The following is a 16,671-nucleotide window of genomic DNA, read 5'->3' as shown; positions in this document are numbered from 1 at the left end:
TCCCGATGACCACCATCCGCCCGTTCCACATCGACATCCCCCAGGCCGACATCGACGATCTGCACGACCGGCTGAGCAGGGCGCGCTGGGCGGCTCCGCTGCCGGGCGAGGGCTGGGAACGCGGCATCCCCACCGAGTACCTCCGCGAGCTCGCCACGTACTGGGCGAACGAATTCGATTGGCGGGCACAAGAAGCCGCGCTGAACGCGTTTCCCCAGTTCATCACCGAGATCGACGGCCTCGACGTCCATTTCGTGCACGTGCGCTCCCCCGAGCCCGACGCGGTGCCGCTGCTGCTGACCCACGGCTGGCCCAACTCGTTCGTCGAGTTCACCCGCACCATCGGCCCGCTCACCGATCCGCGCGCTCACGGTCTCGATCCCGCACTCGCCTTCGACGTGGTGATCCCGTCCGTCCCCGGCTTCGCCTTCTCGGCGGCGCCGCGCGAACCCGGCATGACCACCGCACGGGTCGCCGCGATGTGGGCCACTTTGATGGACCGCCTCGGCTATGACCGCTACGGCACGCAGGGCGGTGACCTCGGCGCCTACGTCGCGCCGGAGATGGCGCTCGCCGCCCCGGAACATGTGATCGGCGTGCATCTCGACGGCGGGATCGGCATGCCGACCGAGGCCGACGTGCCCGCGATGTCGGCCGATGATCGCGCGCAGTGGGCGCAGATGCAGCAGTGGATGACCGGCGGCGTCGACCACCACGCCCTGTTGCGGGCGGCCCCGCAAACGTTCGCCCTCGGCTGGAACGATTCGCCGGTCGCACTGCTGGCGTGGATGATGCAGAAGTTCCAGGAGTTCGCCTATATGGCCGACCGCGCCGAAGACGTGATCGAGCGCGACCACCTGCTGACCAATATCGCCCTGTACTGGTTCACCCAGACCACCGGCACCTCGTCCTGGCCGATGTACGACGGACTGCGCACCGGCGGCGGGTTCGGCTGGCCCACCGACCAGAACCTGGTGCCGACCGGCGTCTACGGTGGCGGTTCACCGCTCATGCGCACACTCGCCGATCACGGCAACAAGATCACCCATTGGCCGTCGGGAAATCCGGGCAACCATTTCGTCGCGATGGAAGAACCCACCGCGCACGTCGCCGACATCCGGACCTTCTTCGCCGGGCTGCGCTGAGCCCTCGTGGCAGTGCACACGGGTGCACTGCCACGACGGGGTTCGGCTCTAGCGTTGACTCGCGTCCGGCACCCGCGGCGGACACGGCGCACCGGGCGCGGTCACCAGCTCGAAATGCCACCACTCGTTGTCGAAGGTCCGGCACAGTCCCCACCGGTTGCCGTTGTCCTCGAGCCACTGTGCCCCCACCTGCGGGCCCACATCGACGGCACGGCCGGAGACATGGGTGGACTCCTCCGGCGGCAGCACCCAGCGTCGCGCTTCCTCGGGGCTGCCGTAGGTGGCCAGGCCGTCCTGCCAGAGCCACAGCTGCTGCTCGTAGGTGCGATGACCGGAGGTGATCGACAGCGGCACGTCCTCGGCGTGGGCCTGCTGTTCGGCGAGGGTGTAGGCGGCGGCGAGCGGCGGGTCGAGGCCTTCGGTGCCCGCTGCCGATTGGAACTGTTCGCGCGGCTCGGGTTGGGCGGCGGCGGCGATGCCGACGGCGGTGACGGCCGCGGCGGCCGTCACGGTCACCAGGATCCGGTCGGCCACGCGGCCGAGCACAGTATTCATAGGCGGATTCTATCGACCCGGCCGGTCGTCGAGACCACGGCGCCACTGCTCGATCGCCCGGCCGATCTCGGTCTGCGGGGGTTCGTCGTAGAGCCATTCGCGGGCGAGCTGATGCCAGTTGGCGGTAACGCGCAGCTGACCGAGGGTGGCGAAGGTGAACAGGTCGGCGCGGCGGGAGAACACGTGCTCGGGCGGCAGCAGCTGTTTGTGCATGCCCTGGAAGTCCGACGCTCGCGGGTCGACGGCGAGAAGTAGTGCGCCGGTGGCCAGTTCGGGGGTGATCGTGACTTCCTCGTCGAGCAGGTGCCAGCCGGTGGCGGCCCAGACGTAGGCCAGACTCTCCTCCACGGTGACCTCGGAATCGGGGTCGATGATCCCCCTGCCCAGCCATGCGGCGAACAGATCCTCACCGCGGCCCTCCGCGGCGGCCCGCAGGACCGAGCGCTCGAACTCGACGTGCTCCGGATCCATCTCCTTGTAGAGGCCGAAATCGACGAAGGCGAGTTTGCCGTCGGCGGCCAGCAGCACATTGCCGGGATGCGGATCGCCACAGAACTCGTTGTCGGCGAACAGACCGGCGATGTAGAAGCGGTAGATCAGCTCGCCGAGCCGGTCCCGCTCGGCGGCAGGCAGTGTCTGGATGTGCGAAAACGGATGCCCTTTGACGAATTCGGTGACCAGCACATTGTGCGTGCAGAATTCCTCGATGCTGTCGGGCACGGTGATGAAGGGATGGCCACGATAGCGCTGTGCGACCCGATGCTGGGTCTGAGCCTCGCGTTCGTAGTCGAGTTCGCTGCGCAGATTGCTGGCGACCTCCTCCAGCACACCGGTGTCGGCCATGCTCGGCAGCACTGTTCTGGCCATTTTGCCGAGGAACTCGAGATTGCTGATGTCGGCGTGGACGGCGCGCTCCACCCCGGGATACTTCACCTTGACCGCCACGATGCGTCCGTCGTGTAGTCGCGCCCGGTGTACCTGCCCGATCGACGCCGCCGCGATCGATGTCTCACCGAACTCGGCGAACGTCTGGGCCAAGGGGCCGAGGTCGTCCTCGATCACCTGCCGCATCGTCGCGAACGGCATCGCGGGCGCCCGGTCCTGCAGGGCCGCGAGCTGGGCGCGGAACTGCTCGCGATGGGCTTCGGGAACGAAGTCGAGATCGAGCACCGAGCCCATCTGCCCGAGCTTCATCGCCGAGCCCTTCATGCTCCCCAGCACCGCGACGATCTGCTGCGCCTTCATCATCGCCGACCGCTCCGCCAGCACCTCACGGGCCTCGTCGGTGCGCCCGATCATCGACAGCCGGCGCCCGACCTCGCGCACCGCCTGCCCGGCGGCGAACTGCCCCAGCTTCGCGCTCCGCGTCGCCCGCCCCCGGGGAACTCCACCGCTCGCCAATCCGCACCCCTGTCAGGCCTGGACACCGTATGTCGTGCGTCACATTACACCGGGGTGGCGGACGTCGCCGGACCCACGGAACAGACGAAAACCCCGGCGCTCACCGCAGTGGGCACCGGGGTATCGACGACCGGATGGCTACACGCGTTCCTTGGAACGGGTGCGCACGCGCAGGGCGATCGGCTTGGAGGTCTCGGCGAAGAAGTCGTTGCCCTTGTCGTCGACGACGATGAACGCGGGGAAGTCCTCGACGTCGATCTTCCAGACCGCTTCCATGCCGAGTTCGGCGTACTCCAGGACCTCGACGTTCTTGATGCAGTCCAGGGCGAGACGGGCGGCGGGACCGCCGATGGAGCCGAGGTAGAAGCCGCCGTGCTCGTTGCAGGCCTTGGTGACCTGGGCCGAGCGGTTGCCCTTGGCGAGCATCACCATCGAGCCGCCCGCGGCCTGGAACTGGTCGACGTAGGAGTCCATGCGACCCGCGGTCGTGGGGCCGAAGGAGCCCGACGCGTACCCCTCGGGCGTCTTGGCCGGACCGGCGTAGTAGACGGCCATGTCGCGCAGGTACTGCGGCATGGGTTCGCCCGCGTCGAGCCGTTCCTTGATCTTGGCGTGCGCGATGTCACGGGCCACGACCAAGGGGCCGGTCAGCGAAAGACGGGTCTTGACCGGGTATTTCGACAACTCGGCGCGAATCTCGTCCATCGGGCGGTTCAGGTCGATCTGCACCACGTCGCCGCCGAGGATGTCGGCGGTCTGCTCCGGAAGGTACTGGGCCGGTTCGGTTTCCAGCTGCTCCAGGAAGATGCCGTCCTTGGTGATCTTCGCCAGCGCCTGGCGGTCGGCCGAGCAGGAGACGGCGATCGCGACGGGGCAGGAGGCGCCGTGGCGGGGCAGACGGACCACGCGCACGTCGTGGCAGAAGTACTTGCCGCCGAACTGCGCGCCGATGCCGAACTCACGGGTGAGCTGGAAGACCTCCTCCTCGAGCTCGACGTCGCGGAACGCGTGACCGGTGATCGAGCCCTCGGTGGGCAGGTTGTCCAGGTAGTGCGCGGAGGCGTATTTCGCTGTCTTCAAGGCGAATTCGGCGCTGGTGCCACCGATGACCACCGCGAGGTGGTACGGCGGGCAGGCCGCGGTGCCCAGCGAGCGGATCTTCTCGTCGAGGAACTCGAGCATGCGCTCGGGGTTCAGGACGGCCTTGGTCTCCTGGTACAGGAACGACTTGTTGGCCGAACCGCCGCCCTTGGCCATGAACAGGAACTTGTACACCGGGTTGTCGGCGTCGCCCTCGGTCGAGTACAGCTCGATCTGGGCAGGCAGGTTGGTGCCGGTGTTCTTCTCGTCCCACATGGTGATCGGGGCGAGCTGGGAGTAGCGCAGGTTCAGCTTGGTGTAGGCGTCGAAGATGCCGCGGCTGAGCCATTCGGCGTCGTCGGCACCGGTGAGCACGCCCTCGCTCTTCTTGCCCATCACGATCGCGGTGCCGGTGTCCTGACACATCGGCAGCACGCCGCCTGCGGAGATGTTGAGGTTCTTGAGCAGGTCGAGCGCGACGAAGCGGTCGTTGCCCGAGGACTCGGGGTCGTCGATGATCTTGCGCAGCTGCCGCAGGTGCGCGGGGCGCAGGTAGTGGCTGATGTCGTGGATCGCCGTCTCGGTCAGCAGCCGCAGCGCCTCGGGCTCGACCTGCAAGAAGGTGCGCCCGTTGTGCTCGAAGGTGCTGACCCCCTCGCTGGTGAGCAGGCGGTAGGGCGTCTCGTCGGCGCCGATGGGCAGCAGATCGGAATAGCGGAACTCCGGCGCGGTCACGGATCGCACTCCTTCGGGCAGGGCGGGCACCGCAACACTGCGGAGCACCAGGCATGGCTGGTCACAAAGCAATCCGCAGCCTATCGACCACCCACACCCGCACGACGGTTAGGCAACCCTATGTGAGGTTCCTGACCTACCCTAACTAATATCGAGGTTGCACGTTCAACCCAAACGGTGCTACCCATTCTCCGGGCGGTGGCGGGAGTGCACCGTTCAATCCGAAGCCTGCACCTTCAGAATCTGGAGCTCGATCGTGACCGATCCACAGTGGCTCGATGATGTCGAAATGCGTGCCTGGCTGGGCTATGTCCGAACCCGCGACCTGATCGCCGCGGCGATCGGGCGCGACGCCGGCCGGGCAGCCAACCTGAGCTATGTCGAGTATTCCGTGCTGGTCTACCTAGCCGACGCGCCAGGTCAGCGACTCACCTTCGCCGACCTGGCCTGCGCGCTCGAATGGTCGCAGAGCCGGCTCTCGCACCAGATCACCCGCATGCAGAAGCGCGGTCTGGTCTCCCGCGAGACGATGCCGCACGACCAGCGCCGGACCGTGGCCAAGCTGACCCCGACGGGCGGGCAACTGCTCACCACGGCCGCGCCCGCCCATGTGCGCAGTGTGCGCAAGCACATGATCGATGTCCTCGATCGCGACCAGCTCGCGACCCTCGCGGAGATCTACGACGTGCTCGTCGATCATCACCGCGGCGCAAAGTCGGCCGAACCGGTCGGGCGGCTACAGACCGCCGCGCCCGGCGAGGACTAGGACCCGCCGCTGCCGCCCCCGCCGGAGGAGTCGGGGCGGGCCTTGCCCAACCCGCCGCGCGCGATGCTGCCACCCTTGGTGGGTGCGCCGCGATCGAAGACGTCGCCGCTGGTCGGGCGCAGGAAACTGCCCGCCGCCAGGGCGACAGCGACGCCGATCGCCGGGTAGACGAACGTATCGGTGTGCTGATACCAGAAGCGCGAGTACGTGGTATCGCTGGTGTCGCACTGGTCGTCGGCCACGCGGACATTGGTCGTCTTGTCCACGCAGACACCGACCGACGCCGGTGTGGCGGCGGTCGAGGTCGTGGTGGTCACCCGCGATGTCGTTGTCGGCGGCGGCTTCGAGGTGGTCGTGAGGGTGGTCGATGCCGCGCGCGGTGCCGGTTTCGGGGTGGCGGTGCCACATCCGGCCGAGACCAGCGCCACCGCCACCACGGCGGGCAGCGTGTAGGACACGCTGCGCGACATCATGATTCGCCTGCGCGAACCCTCGATTTCCGAAACCACACTCACGAAATTCCCCCTCGGGCGGTGTTGACCAACCGCCGATACTATCCAGCAGCGGCGCCGCTCACGACAGTTCCGTTGGTAGCGAAATCCGCTTCGCCGGAATCCTTTCGACCCGAAACGACGCCCAACGCGCGTTCGAAACCGGCGGGAACGATGATGTCGTCGCGCGTCAGGTCGGTGATCGAGGTCTTGCGCAGACCCAGCAGCGCCGAATCGATACCGCCACGCAGGATGTCGAGTACGTTCTCGACACCGGCCTGGCCGTTGGCCGCCAGACCCCACAGGGAGGCGCGCCCGATCAGCACCGCGCGCGCACCGAGCGCCACGGCCTTGACGACATCGCTGCCGCGCCGGATACCGCCGTCGAGGAGCACCTCGATCTGGTCGCCGACCGCGTCGGCGAGCACCGGCAGGGCGCGGATGGCGGCGGGGGTGCCGTCGAGGTTGTTGCCGCCGTGGTTGGACACCGAGATGCCCGCGACGCCCGCGTCGACGGCGCGCAGGGCGTCGTCGACCCGCATCACGCCCTTGAGCAGCACCGGGCCGTCCCACTGCGCGCAGATCCAGGCGACATCGTCCCAATCGGGTGCCGGGGTCTGCATCCATTCGCCGTAGGCGCCGAAGAACCCGGGGGCCGCGCCGCCGCCGACCGCCATATTGGGCGCGGTGAGGTCGGGGATGCTGCCCGAGCGCAGGTAGGTCGCGAGCCAGCGGGGGCGCGCGAGGGTCTGCGGCGCGAATTTCATCATCGTGCGCAGGTTCAGCGACTCCGGGATCACCGGGCTGCCCCAGTCTCGACCGTGCGAGAACGACCAGTCCAGGGTGAGGATCAGGCCCACGGCACCGGCCTTCTTCGCCCTGGCCATCCGCTCGAGGATCTGATCCTTGTTGCCACACCAGTACAGCTGGAACAGGGTCGCCGGGTTGGCGGCGACAACGTCCTCGACGGGCTTGCTCGCGAAGGAACTGAGCCCCATGGCGATTCCGCGGGCCGCCGCGGCGCGGGCGACCGCGACCTCACCGTCGGGGTGCACCGCCTGCACGCCGGTCGGCGAGATCAGCACCGGCATCGACACCTGCTGACCGAGCACTGTGGTCGATTGGTCACGGTCGCCGATCGGGCCCGCGCAGTGCGGGGCGAAACCGAGTTCGGTGAACGCGGTCTGATTGTCTTCGATGGTCTGTCCGCGTTCCGATCCGGCGATCAGCGCGCCGTACACCGACTTCGGCAGGCGCTTGCGGGCGCGCCGCTGCGCCTCGGCAACGGTCTCGAACCAGGGATTCATCGGGGTCCTTCCTCATGATCCTGCGGCCACCATCGGCGCAGGTCTTCCAGCAGTGCGGTAGTGGCGATCGTCAGCAGGCCGGCGCCTTCTTCGGCGCTCGATCCGGTGGGGTCGCCGAGGATTCCGTTGGGGCTGGCTGCCCGCACCCCGCCTGCGCGCAGCAGCGGCAGCAGTTCGGCCAGCGGGCGGCGGTCCCCCGGTTCGGCCAGTTCGGTGCGCACCCGGTCGGGGCGCAGCGCGAGCTGGATCGAGGTCTCGGTGCGCCCGGCGTGCGGGTCGCCGCCGTAGCCGGGCGAGAACAGCCGCACGTCACGCGACTCCGACCGCAGCAGCGCGACGGCTCGGCGCAGCGCTTCCACGTTTCCGCCGTGCCCGTTGACCAGCACGATCCGCGAAAACGTGTCCGTGGCGGAGCGGCACAGTTCGACGACGAGCAGTTCCAGCGCCGCCTGTCCGATCGACAAGGTGCCCGCGAACCCCGCATGCTCGCCGCTGGCCCCGTAGGCCACGGCAGGCGCGATCAGCAGATCGGTTCGCTCGGCCGCGGCCCGCCTGCTCACCGCCGACGCGATATCGCTGTCGGTCGACAGCGGCAGATGCGGGCCGTGCTGCTCGGTCGCGCCGAGTGGGATGACCAGGATCACTCCCTCGGCGGCGCGCACACCTGCCTCGGGCGATGTGAGGTGCGCCACGAACATAGCGCCCACATTAACGTCAGTCACTGACATAATCAAGAGCGCGTGCAGGTCGAAAGCTCGCCGAGTCCCTATCCTGTATCCATGTCCGCCCCGCCGCCGCGCGCACCGATGTCGATTCCGAAGCAGTCGGGGCACCGCGGGCGTCCGCCACGCACCACGCGCCGCGAGCTCGAGGTGATCGCGATGAAGCTGTTCGCCGAACACGGGTTCGACGACGTCACCGTCGAACGCATCGCCGCCGAGGCCGGGGTGAGCGAACGCACGTTCTTCCGCTACTTCCCCACCAAGGCCGAGGTGCTGTGGCACCAGTTCGACAACGAGGTCGACGACCTGCGCGCCGCGTTCGCCGCCGTCCCCGGCGACGAGCCGATGATGGCGGCGGTGCGCCGCATCGTGGTGGCGGCCAACAGATATCGCCCCGAGGACATCCCCGAACTGCGCACCAGAATGCGGCTCGTCTCCGGAGTTCCCGCCCTCTCGGCAGGCGCGGGGGCGCACTATGACGCGTGGGAACACGCTGTCGGCGAGTTCGCCGCGAGCCGCCTCGGCGCGGGCGCGGGCGACCTGATTCCGCTCGCCATCGGGCGCACCACCCTGGCCGCCGCGCGGGCGGCCTTCGATGCCTGGCTCGAGCGCGGCGACACCGATCTCACCGTCTATCTCGACCGGGCACTGCGCGCGCTGGAACGCGGGTTCGCCCCGGAATAGCCGGGCGCGCCACGTTTGGGCAGCACCACAGAGGGGGTATGAGTAGGCTCAGGCCCAACGCGCACTGTGCGCACCGAAAACATCCGTCGTCGAAAGGGGCAGGGGTTTCCATGTCCGAGGTGTCCACGAGTCTTTCGGCGGATTCGCTGCCGGCGCAACCGCTCGACAACCTGCTGCCACAGCTGGTCGAGCACCTGCGGCAGAACCGCACCGGGCTGCGGGAAGAGTGGGCACGGCGCATCACCGAAGCCGAACTGCTGACCGCGATGACCCCGGAGGAGATCTTCTCCGAGGCGACGTCGATGTACGACAACTACGTCGAGGTGCTCGTCACCGGTAGCGTCGAGGCACTGCAGGCCTACGCCCGCGACCTGTCCGAGCGCATCATTCCACGAGGCGTCGAGACCGACGAGGTCATCGGCATCGTGCTGCTGCTGCGCGACGTCCTGGCACGCAGCCTCTTCGAGAAGTACCAGTCCAACTTCGAGCTGCTCAATCGCGTGCTCGACGCCTACGAACCGGCCGCCAACCGCATCGCCAACACCGTGGCCGTGTCGTTCGTGCAGGAGCGCGAGCGCGTCATCAGCCGCCAGCAAGAGGCCATCCGCGAGCTGTCCACCCCGGTTCTGCAGGTTCGCGAGCAGCTGCTCATCCTGCCGATCATCGGCGTGCTCGACTCCCAGCGCGCCCGCCAGCTCACCGAGCAGCTGCTGCGCGCCATCCGCGCCAATCGCGCCAAGGTGGTCGTCATCGACATCACCGGTGTGCCCGCGATCGACTCCGTGGTGGCCAACCACCTCGTGCAGACCGTCGACGCCTCGGGTCTGATGGGCGCGAGCGTGATCATCACCGGCCTGTCCTCGGAGATCGCGCTGACCCTGGTGACCATCGGCCTCGATCTGTCCAAGATGAACGCGGTCGGCGACCTCCAGGGCGGTATCGAAGAGGCCGAGCGTCTCCTCGGATACGAGGTCTCCCGAGTGACCGAGCGCTTGAGCGAGCGGGACGGGCGCTGACCAAGCCACCATGCCGGTACCTATTCTCAAGCAGGGCACGTACCTGATCGCCTCGGTACAGTCGGCCCTGACCGACGCCGACACCGAGCGGCTACAGGACGACCTGATGAAGCAGGTCAGTCGCTATCGCGCGACCGGCATCATCGTCGATGTCACCGCCATCGACGTGATGGACTCCTTCGCCGCGCGCTCGTTGCGCACCATCGCGCACATGACCCAGTTGCGCGGCGCGGAAACCGTCATCGTCGGACTGCAACCCGAAGTCGCCTTCGCCATGGTGCAACTGGGCCTTACCTTCGAAGACATGCACACCGCGCTGGATCTCGAGGAAGGCCTCTCCTGGCTGAATCGGCACCCGCGGCGACGAGACGGTCGCGACAGTGGCCGCTGAGCAGGTGGCGATCGCGGTCAAGGTGTCCGAGGACATCGTCACCGCCCGGCAGGCCGGGAGCGAGTTGGCCGGTGACCTCGGGTTCACCCTCACCGACCGCACGATGATCTCCACCGCCATCTCCGAAATCGCCCGCAACATCACCAGTTACGCGGGAAGCGGCGAGATCAGGCTGCTCATCGACTTGCGCGAGGGTCGCCGCGCGCTCGTCATCCAAGCCGAGGACCAGGGTCCCGGCATCCGCGACATTCCCCGCGCGCTGGAGGACGGCTATTCCACCGGCCGCGGACTCGGACTCGGACTGCCCGGCGCGCGCAGGCTGATGGACCGCCTCACCATCGATTCCGCCCCGGGCCGCGGGACGTTGATCGAGATGTGGAAGTGGGTACCCGACGTTGCATGAGGACGGGATCATCGGGCGCATGGAGTGGTCGACGGCCGGTCGGGCGCTGCCCGGCCAGGACGTCTCCGGTGACCGCGCGCTCGTGCTCGACACCGGCGCCGGTGTGCTGTTCGCGGTGCTCGACGGGCTCGGTCACGGTGCGCCCGCGGCCGAGGCCGCCGATCGCGCGACGGTCATCCTCACCGAGAACTGTGGCGAACCGCTGGATGTGCTGATGGTGCTCTGTCATCGCGCTATGGTCGAAACTCGCGGCGCCGCAGTGTCTTTGGCGTTGATCGAGCCGGGAGAGACGCTGCAATGGCTCGGCGTGGGCAACGTCGATTCGCGACTGCTCACCCTCGGCCCGGCCGGTCCGGAGCTGCGGGCCACGATGCTGCTCACCGGCGGCATCGTCGGGTACCGGCTGCCCTCACACCTGCAGCCCCAGACGCTGCCGATCCGCCCCGGCGATCTGCTGCTGATGGCGACCGACGGGATCGTCGCGGTCGGCCCGGAATCGCTGGACCTGGCCAAACCGGCCACCGCCATCGCGGGCGATCTGCTCGCCCGCGACGCGAAGGACACCGACGACGCGCTGGTGCTCGCGGCGCGTTTCCGTGGGCCGTGCCCGTGAGGCCCCGAGACCGCGGTCTGTTCGCACCGACCCGGCCGATGAGAGGTTGCCGATGAGCGCTGTCCTGGTCGCATTTCTCGACGACTATTCGGCGGCCATGCGCCGCCACGTCGCCGCACCAGGCCAGGCCGGCCTCTCGGAGGGTTACGACCTCGGCAGGCGGGCCCTCGTGGAGGGCATCAGCCTGCTCGATCTCACCGAGCATCACTTCCGGGCGGTCGCCGAGGACGCAGGCACGCAGGCCGATCCGCGCCGCGCCGAAGTGGCACTGGAATTCCTGCTGCAGACCATGGCGGCCCTCGATATCGCCACCCGCGGCTATCTCGACGGCACTCGCCGCTACGAGCAACAGCGTTCCCGCGCGGAGGATCTCGAAGGCCGCGACGCGTTTCGCACCGCGCTCGTCGAATCGTTGCAGGACGGGTTCTTCGTCGCCGACGACCACGGCACCATCGTCGAGGTGAACTCCGCATTCGGGGTACTCACCGGCTACGGCGCCACCGAGGTGCCGTTCCCGCTACCGCACCCCTGGGCACTGAGCGATCGCACCGGCTACCCCCAGATCGGCACGGAGGCAGCGCGATTCGTGATGCCGGTGCGGCATCGCGACGGCCGGGAACGCTGGCTGGCGGTGAGCGCGAGCTCGCTGGTGAAGCAGGAGAACGACGAGCGGATCTTCGTCGGCACCGTGCGCGATGTGACCGCCGAACACGACGCACAGGCCCGCGACCAGGCCGCCTCGCGTCTGGCCACCGCCGTCGGGGCCGCGACGAGCATGGTGGAGGTCCTTGCGGTCGGACTCGACGAGCTGCGCCGGACCATGGGCGCCGAGACCGCGCTGGTCGCGATCTGGCCGAGCCGGACCGGGCGCCCCGATGTCTACTCCTGCGGCGTGACGCCGTCGGGCAGCGAAGAAGCGGAGCCCGCTCCCGAAACCATCGCCACCGCATCACAATTCACCGCGACGCCGATGCGGCAGAGTGGCCCGCGCGCGGACGGCCCCGTTGTACTCGACGACGACACCCAGGCTCTGCTCGATCGCTCGCGCAGGCAATCCGCCCGTGGCCTGTCGGCCATCACCGGTGACGAGGGCGGGGTCGACGCGGTCGTCGCACCGCTCGGCGAGACCGGCGACGCGGCACTGTGGGTGCGCTTCGGCGCGCCGCGCGCGGTGAGCGCCGCCGACTGGGCCCTGTATTCGCTGCTCGTCGGCCATCTCAGCGTGGCACTGCAGCGCGCCCGCAACTTCGATCAGGCGCGCGCCACCTCGCTCACCCTGCAGCGGGCGATGCTCGGACCGATCGAACTGCCGCCCCGTTTCTCGGTGCACTACGAACCCGCCCTGCCACCGCTGGAGATCGGCGGCGACTGGTACGACGTGGTGCCGTTGCGTGACGGCACCATCGGCGTCGTCGTGGGCGACTGCGTCGGCCGTGGCCTGTCGGCCGCGGTGGTGATGGGCCAATTGCGTACTGCGGCAAGAGCTCTGCTGCTGCGCGGCGCCGGACCGGCACAGCTGCTCGCCGAACTCGACGCCGTGGCGTCCCGGATCCCGGGCGCCATGTGTACGACGGTGTGCGCGGCGGTGCTCGACCCGGAGCGCGGGATGGTGCGGTACTCGAACGCGGGCCACATGCCGCCGGTCCTCGCGCCTCCCGGTGGGCCGGGCCGGATCCTCGAGGGTGGACGCGCGGTTCCCCTGGCGACCTTCGACACTCCGCGCAGGCCCGAGGCCACGACCGCGCTCCCGCCGGGCGCGACCCTGGTGCTGTTCACCGACGGCCTGGTCGAGCAGCGCGGGTACGACATCGCCGAGGGCTTCGTCAAGATCGCCGAAGTGCTCAGCGAAACCGGCGCCGCACTCCCCCGCGACGTCGCCGACGCCGTACTGTCGCGGCTGTGCCCGCCCGCGGGCTACGACGACGACGTCGCCATGGTCGTCTACCGTCAGCCCCCGGAGCCGCTGAGCCTCGATTTTCCCGCCGCCGCCACCGAATTGGCCGGCGTGCGCCGCGGCCTCTACCGCTGGTTCGCCACCGCCGCGGTCCCGCACGACCTGGCCGCCGACCTCGTCGCGGCCGCCAACGAGGCCTGCAGCAACAGCGTCGAACACGCCTACCGCGACTCCGAACCGGGCCGCGTGAGCCTGACGGCCCGCTGCGACGGTGACCGGGTGGTCCTCGAGATCGCCGACAACGGCAACTGGATTCCCACTCCCACCGATCCCGGCTATCGCGGTCGCGGCGTCGAGATGATGCGGGTGCTCACCGAGGACCTCACCTTCGACCACGACGAGAGCGGCACCCGGGTGCGCATGTGGGTGACCCTGCCCTCGATCACCTTCCCCACCGCGAACCCGCTGCGCGCCTCCTCCCGACCGCCGGCGGTCAGCTCCCGCCAGAACTCGTTCTGACCGGAGTGGTCTCGTAGGCCGCCACGTCGAAGCTCTTCAGCAGCCGGTGGAATCGGAAGCTGAAGTCCGGCCACAGCGTGGCGTTGTGGCCGTCCTCGTCGACGAACCAGCTGGTGCAGTCGCCGGCGTTCCACACGGTGCCGTCGAATTTCTTCTGCAGGTCCCGGTTGTAGCCGGCCTGCGCGTCCGCCTTGACCTCGACCGTGCGCAGCCCATCGGCCGCCATCGTGGTGATCGCGTCGCTGATGTAGTTGATCTGGGATTCGATGGTGAAGATCGCCGAGGTGTAGCTCAGCGCGGAGTTCGGGCCGATCATCAGGAACATGTTGGGGAAGTTCGCGATGGTCGTACCCTTGTACCCGCTCATCCCCTCGGCACCGAAAACCTCGGACAGCGTGCGGCCGTCGCGCCCGCTGATCAGGTCGTAGGTCGGCGAGTCGGCGATCCGGAAGCCCGTCGCCAGCACGATGGCGTCGACTTCACGCTCGGTGCCGTCGTTCGCGACGATCGACTGCTCGCGGATCTCGGCGATGCCGTCGGCGACGACCTCGACATTGTCGCGGGCCAGCGCGGGGTAGTACACGTTCGAAACCAGCATTCGCTTGCACCCGAGGCGGTAGCCGGGCGTGACGGTGCGGCGCAGCTCCCGGTCCCGGATCACCCACCACATCTTCAATCGCGCACCGCGCGAGAAGAAGTCGGCGAACGGTGGGTACTTGGACTGCCAGAGCACGAACGACTCACGCACCCAGTACACGCCGATCCGCGCCAACCGCTGCGCACCCGGAACACGCCGGTAGTAGAGGCGTTCCAGCCACGAGTACTTGCGTCCCATGCGCGGCAACACCCACGGTGCGCTGCGTTGATACAGGTCTAGCTTGGCGACCTCGCCCGCGATGGACGGCACGATCTGGATCGCGGACGCACCGGTGCCGACCACCGCGACCCGCTTGCCCGCGAGCTCGAACTCGTGATCCCAGCGCGCGGAGTGGAACATCGCCCCCCGAAAGGTGGTGATGCCCTTGATGTCGGGCAGCTTCGGTGCACTCAGCGGGCCGGCCGCCGACACCATGATGTCGGCGGTGTAGGAGCCGTCGCTGGTCTGGATCTCCCAGCGCGCGGTGTCGTTGTTCCACCGCGCGCCGATGACCTCGCAGCCCAGCACGATCGAGTCGCGCACCCCGTGCCGGTCGACCACGTCCTGGACATACCGCTGGATCTGCGGCTGTGTCGAGAACGAATGCGTCCAGTGCGGATTGCGGGCGAACGAGTACGAATACAGCTGCGACGGCACATCGCACCCGGCGCCGGGATAGGTGTTGTCGCGCCACGTGCCGCCGATATCGCTCGCCCGCTCGAGGACGACGAAGTCGGTGATCCCCAGCTGGCGCAGCCGAACAGCCACACCCAGCCCGGCGAAGCCGGCGCCGATGATCGCGACGCGGGTGTGACGCGTCGACGGTGCGGTCATCGTGTCTTAGTCGTGGTGTCGTAGGCGTCGATGTCGAAAGTGCGCACCATTCGCCGATATTTGAAGCTGAAGTCCGGCCACAGCGCCGAGTTGTTGCCGTGCTTGTCGAGGAACCAGCTGGTGCAGCCGCCGTTGACCCACACGGTGCGGGCCATCTTCGGCTGCAACTGCTCGTTGTATTCGATCTGCGCGTCCAGGCGGACCTCGAACGATTGCAGGTTGCGCTGCTCCATCGTGGTGATCGCGTCGACGATGTAGTTGATCTGGGATTCGATGATGTAGATCAGCGAGGTGTAGTTCAGCCCGGAGTTGGCGCCGAGCATGAAGAAGATGTTCGGGAAATTGGCGACCGTGGTGCCCTTGTACATCTGGTAGCCCTCGGCATCGGCTGCCTCGGACACGGTCCGGCCGTCGCGACCGGTGTACAGGTTGAAGGTCGGCGAATCGGCGACGTGGAAGCCGGTGGCCAGCACGATCGCGTCCACCTCCCGCTCCGTGCCGTCCTCGGACACGATCGAACCGCTGCGGACCTCGGCGATGCCGTCGGTGACGACGTCGACGTTGTCACGATCGAGCGCGCCGTAGAACTTGTTCGACACGAGCATGCGCTTGCAGCCGATCCGGTGCTGGGGCAGCACTTTTCGGCGCAGCTCCGGGTCACGGATCTCGAAGCGCATCTTGAATCGCCCGACCGTCTCGAGCACGATGCCGGTCCACGGATACTTCACCTGCGTGATCACGAACAGCTCGCGCGTGATGTAGATCAGCGCCCGGATGAACCGTTGCAGGCCCGGAACACGTTTGAAGGCAAAGCGTTCCAGTCCCAGGTACGGCCGCGAGATCTGCGGCATCACCCAGGTGGCGGTGCGCTGGTACACGTCGAGGTGCTCCACCTCGGGCGCGATCGACGGAACGATCTGCACCGCCGAGGAACCCGTGCCGATGACGGCGACCTTCTTGCCGGCCAGGGTGGCGTCGTGGTTCCACCGCGCGGAGTGGAAGATCTCGCCCTCGAAGCTCGAGATGCCCTTGATATCGGGCAGATTCGGCTCGGCGAGCACACCCGCCGCCGAGACGATGAAATCGGCGGTGAAGGTGCCCTTGCTGGTCTCGATGTCCCAGCGGCCGTCGGCGTCGTTCCAGCGGGCGCCGGTCAGCGCGCAGTCGAAGATGTGCTTGTCGCGAACGCCGTAGCGCTCGGACACGGTGCGCAGGTACTGCTCGATCTCGGGCTGGGGCGAGAACGAGCGGGACCAGTCGGGATTGAGCGCGAACGAATACGAGTACAGGTGTGAGGGCACATCACAGCCCGCACCGGGATAGGTGTTGTCGCGCCAGGTTCCGCCGACATCGGGGCCGCGTTCGATGACCACGAAATCGGACAGGCCACGCTGGCTGAGCCGGATCGCGGTACCCAGGCCGGAGAGCCCGCTGCCCACGATCATGACCTGGACGTGGCGGGTGTCGTTACTGCTCAT

16 protein-coding genes are annotated in these 16,671 nt (G+C 68.2%); 8 read left to right on the top strand and 8 right to left on the bottom strand.

The window, feature by feature from the left end; all coding sequences use genetic code 11:
• Positions 1 to 5: 5 nt before the first annotated feature.
• Positions 6 to 1,145 carry an epoxide hydrolase family protein gene (locus ACWFRF_RS09255; RefSeq protein WP_379313979.1) on the top strand — a complete coding sequence of 380 codons (1,140 nt, stop codon included), beginning with the start codon at positions 6 to 8 and terminating at the stop codon, positions 1,143 to 1,145.
• Positions 1,146 to 1,193: 48 nt separating this feature from the next.
• Here the strand turns inward: ACWFRF_RS09255 and ACWFRF_RS09250 are convergent, their stop codons facing one another.
• From ACWFRF_RS09250 to ACWFRF_RS09240, 3 genes are all read right to left on the bottom strand, one after another.
• Positions 1,194 to 1,700: a M15 family metallopeptidase gene (locus ACWFRF_RS09250; RefSeq protein ID WP_452449468.1), complete on the bottom strand. Its 507-nt coding sequence runs from the start codon at positions 1,698 to 1,700 to the stop codon at positions 1,194 to 1,196.
• A 9-nt stretch (positions 1,701 to 1,709) separates the two neighbouring features.
• Positions 1,710 to 3,101 (bottom strand): ABC1 kinase family protein, encoded by a 1,392-nt coding sequence (locus ACWFRF_RS09245; RefSeq protein WP_452449466.1) that lies wholly within the window; start codon positions 3,099 to 3,101, stop codon positions 1,710 to 1,712.
• Between the two features lie 138 nt (positions 3,102 to 3,239).
• On the bottom strand, positions 3,240 to 4,916 hold the full coding sequence (locus tag ACWFRF_RS09240; RefSeq protein ID WP_378988222.1) for a fumarate hydratase: 1,677 nt from the start codon (positions 4,914 to 4,916) through the stop codon (positions 3,240 to 3,242).
• Positions 4,917 to 5,172: 256 nt separating this feature from the next.
• Between ACWFRF_RS09240 and ACWFRF_RS09235 the strand changes: the two genes are divergently transcribed.
• The gene (locus ACWFRF_RS09235; RefSeq protein WP_378988225.1) at positions 5,173 to 5,682 is read left to right on the top strand and encodes a MarR family winged helix-turn-helix transcriptional regulator; all 510 of its coding nucleotides are present in this window, start codon (positions 5,173 to 5,175) and stop codon (positions 5,680 to 5,682) included.
• On the opposite strand, the gene ACWFRF_RS09230 is transcribed toward ACWFRF_RS09235, so the two are convergent.
• Genes ACWFRF_RS09230 through mftE form a run of 3 tightly spaced genes read right to left on the bottom strand, consistent with a single transcriptional unit; the run spans position 5,679 to position 8,178 of the window.
• On the bottom strand, positions 5,679 to 6,197 hold the full coding sequence (locus tag ACWFRF_RS09230) for a hypothetical protein (RefSeq protein WP_378988228.1): 519 nt from the start codon (positions 6,195 to 6,197) through the stop codon (positions 5,679 to 5,681). The two genes, ACWFRF_RS09235 and ACWFRF_RS09230, sit on opposite strands and share 4 nt — an antisense overlap.
• 38 nt (positions 6,198 to 6,235) lie before the next feature.
• A complete protein-coding gene (gene mftD / locus ACWFRF_RS09225; protein WP_452449463.1) occupies positions 6,236 to 7,480 on the bottom strand; it encodes a pre-mycofactocin synthase MftD in 1,245 nt (414 codons plus the stop codon).
• Positions 7,477 to 8,178: a mycofactocin biosynthesis peptidyl-dipeptidase MftE gene (mftE, locus tag ACWFRF_RS09220; RefSeq protein ID WP_379313245.1), complete on the bottom strand. Its 702-nt coding sequence runs from the start codon at positions 8,176 to 8,178 to the stop codon at positions 7,477 to 7,479. The genes mftD and mftE overlap by 4 nt, the downstream gene beginning before the upstream one ends.
• A gap of 81 nt (positions 8,179 to 8,259) precedes the next feature.
• Between mftE and mftR the strand changes: the two genes are divergently transcribed.
• The 6 genes from mftR to ACWFRF_RS09190 all read left to right on the top strand — a co-directional run bounded on the left by mftR (position 8,260) and on the right by ACWFRF_RS09190 (position 13,722).
• Positions 8,260 to 8,886, top strand: a complete 627-nt coding sequence (gene mftR, locus ACWFRF_RS09215) for a mycofactocin system transcriptional regulator (RefSeq protein WP_379313243.1) — start codon at positions 8,260 to 8,262, stop codon at positions 8,884 to 8,886.
• A gap of 110 nt (positions 8,887 to 8,996) precedes the next feature.
• Positions 8,997 to 9,902 carry an STAS domain-containing protein gene (locus tag ACWFRF_RS09210; RefSeq protein ID WP_056809988.1) on the top strand — a complete coding sequence of 302 codons (906 nt, stop codon included), beginning with the start codon at positions 8,997 to 8,999 and terminating at the stop codon, positions 9,900 to 9,902.
• A 10-nt stretch (positions 9,903 to 9,912) separates the two neighbouring features.
• A complete protein-coding gene (locus ACWFRF_RS09205) occupies positions 9,913 to 10,293 on the top strand; it encodes an STAS domain-containing protein (protein WP_056809990.1) in 381 nt (126 codons plus the stop codon).
• Positions 10,283 to 10,696 (top strand): ATP-binding protein, encoded by a 414-nt coding sequence (locus ACWFRF_RS09200; RefSeq protein WP_056809992.1) that lies wholly within the window; start codon positions 10,283 to 10,285, stop codon positions 10,694 to 10,696. Before ACWFRF_RS09205 ends, ACWFRF_RS09200 begins: the two co-directional genes overlap by 11 nt.
• A gap of 19 nt (positions 10,697 to 10,715) precedes the next feature.
• Positions 10,716 to 11,309 carry a SpoIIE family protein phosphatase gene (locus tag ACWFRF_RS09195; RefSeq protein ID WP_170112222.1) on the top strand — a complete coding sequence of 198 codons (594 nt, stop codon included), beginning with the start codon at positions 10,716 to 10,718 and terminating at the stop codon, positions 11,307 to 11,309.
• Between the two features lie 52 nt (positions 11,310 to 11,361).
• Entirely contained in the window at positions 11,362 to 13,722 is a 2,361-nt protein-coding gene (locus ACWFRF_RS09190; protein WP_378988237.1) for a SpoIIE family protein phosphatase, read from the top strand.
• Here ACWFRF_RS09190 and ACWFRF_RS09185 read toward each other — a convergent pair.
• Both ACWFRF_RS09185 and ACWFRF_RS09180 read right to left on the bottom strand, forming a co-directional pair.
• Entirely contained in the window at positions 13,697 to 15,193 is a 1,497-nt protein-coding gene (locus ACWFRF_RS09185) for a flavin-containing monooxygenase (protein WP_379313241.1), read from the bottom strand. The genes ACWFRF_RS09190 and ACWFRF_RS09185 overlap by 26 nt on opposite strands.
• Entirely contained in the window at positions 15,190 to 16,671 is a 1,482-nt protein-coding gene (locus ACWFRF_RS09180; RefSeq protein ID WP_387443225.1) for a flavin-containing monooxygenase, read from the bottom strand. Before ACWFRF_RS09180 ends, ACWFRF_RS09185 begins: the two co-directional genes overlap by 4 nt.

This window comes from Nocardia sp. NPDC055165 (assembly GCF_053606985.1).
This window is presented reverse-complemented; position numbering and strand designations above follow the sequence as displayed.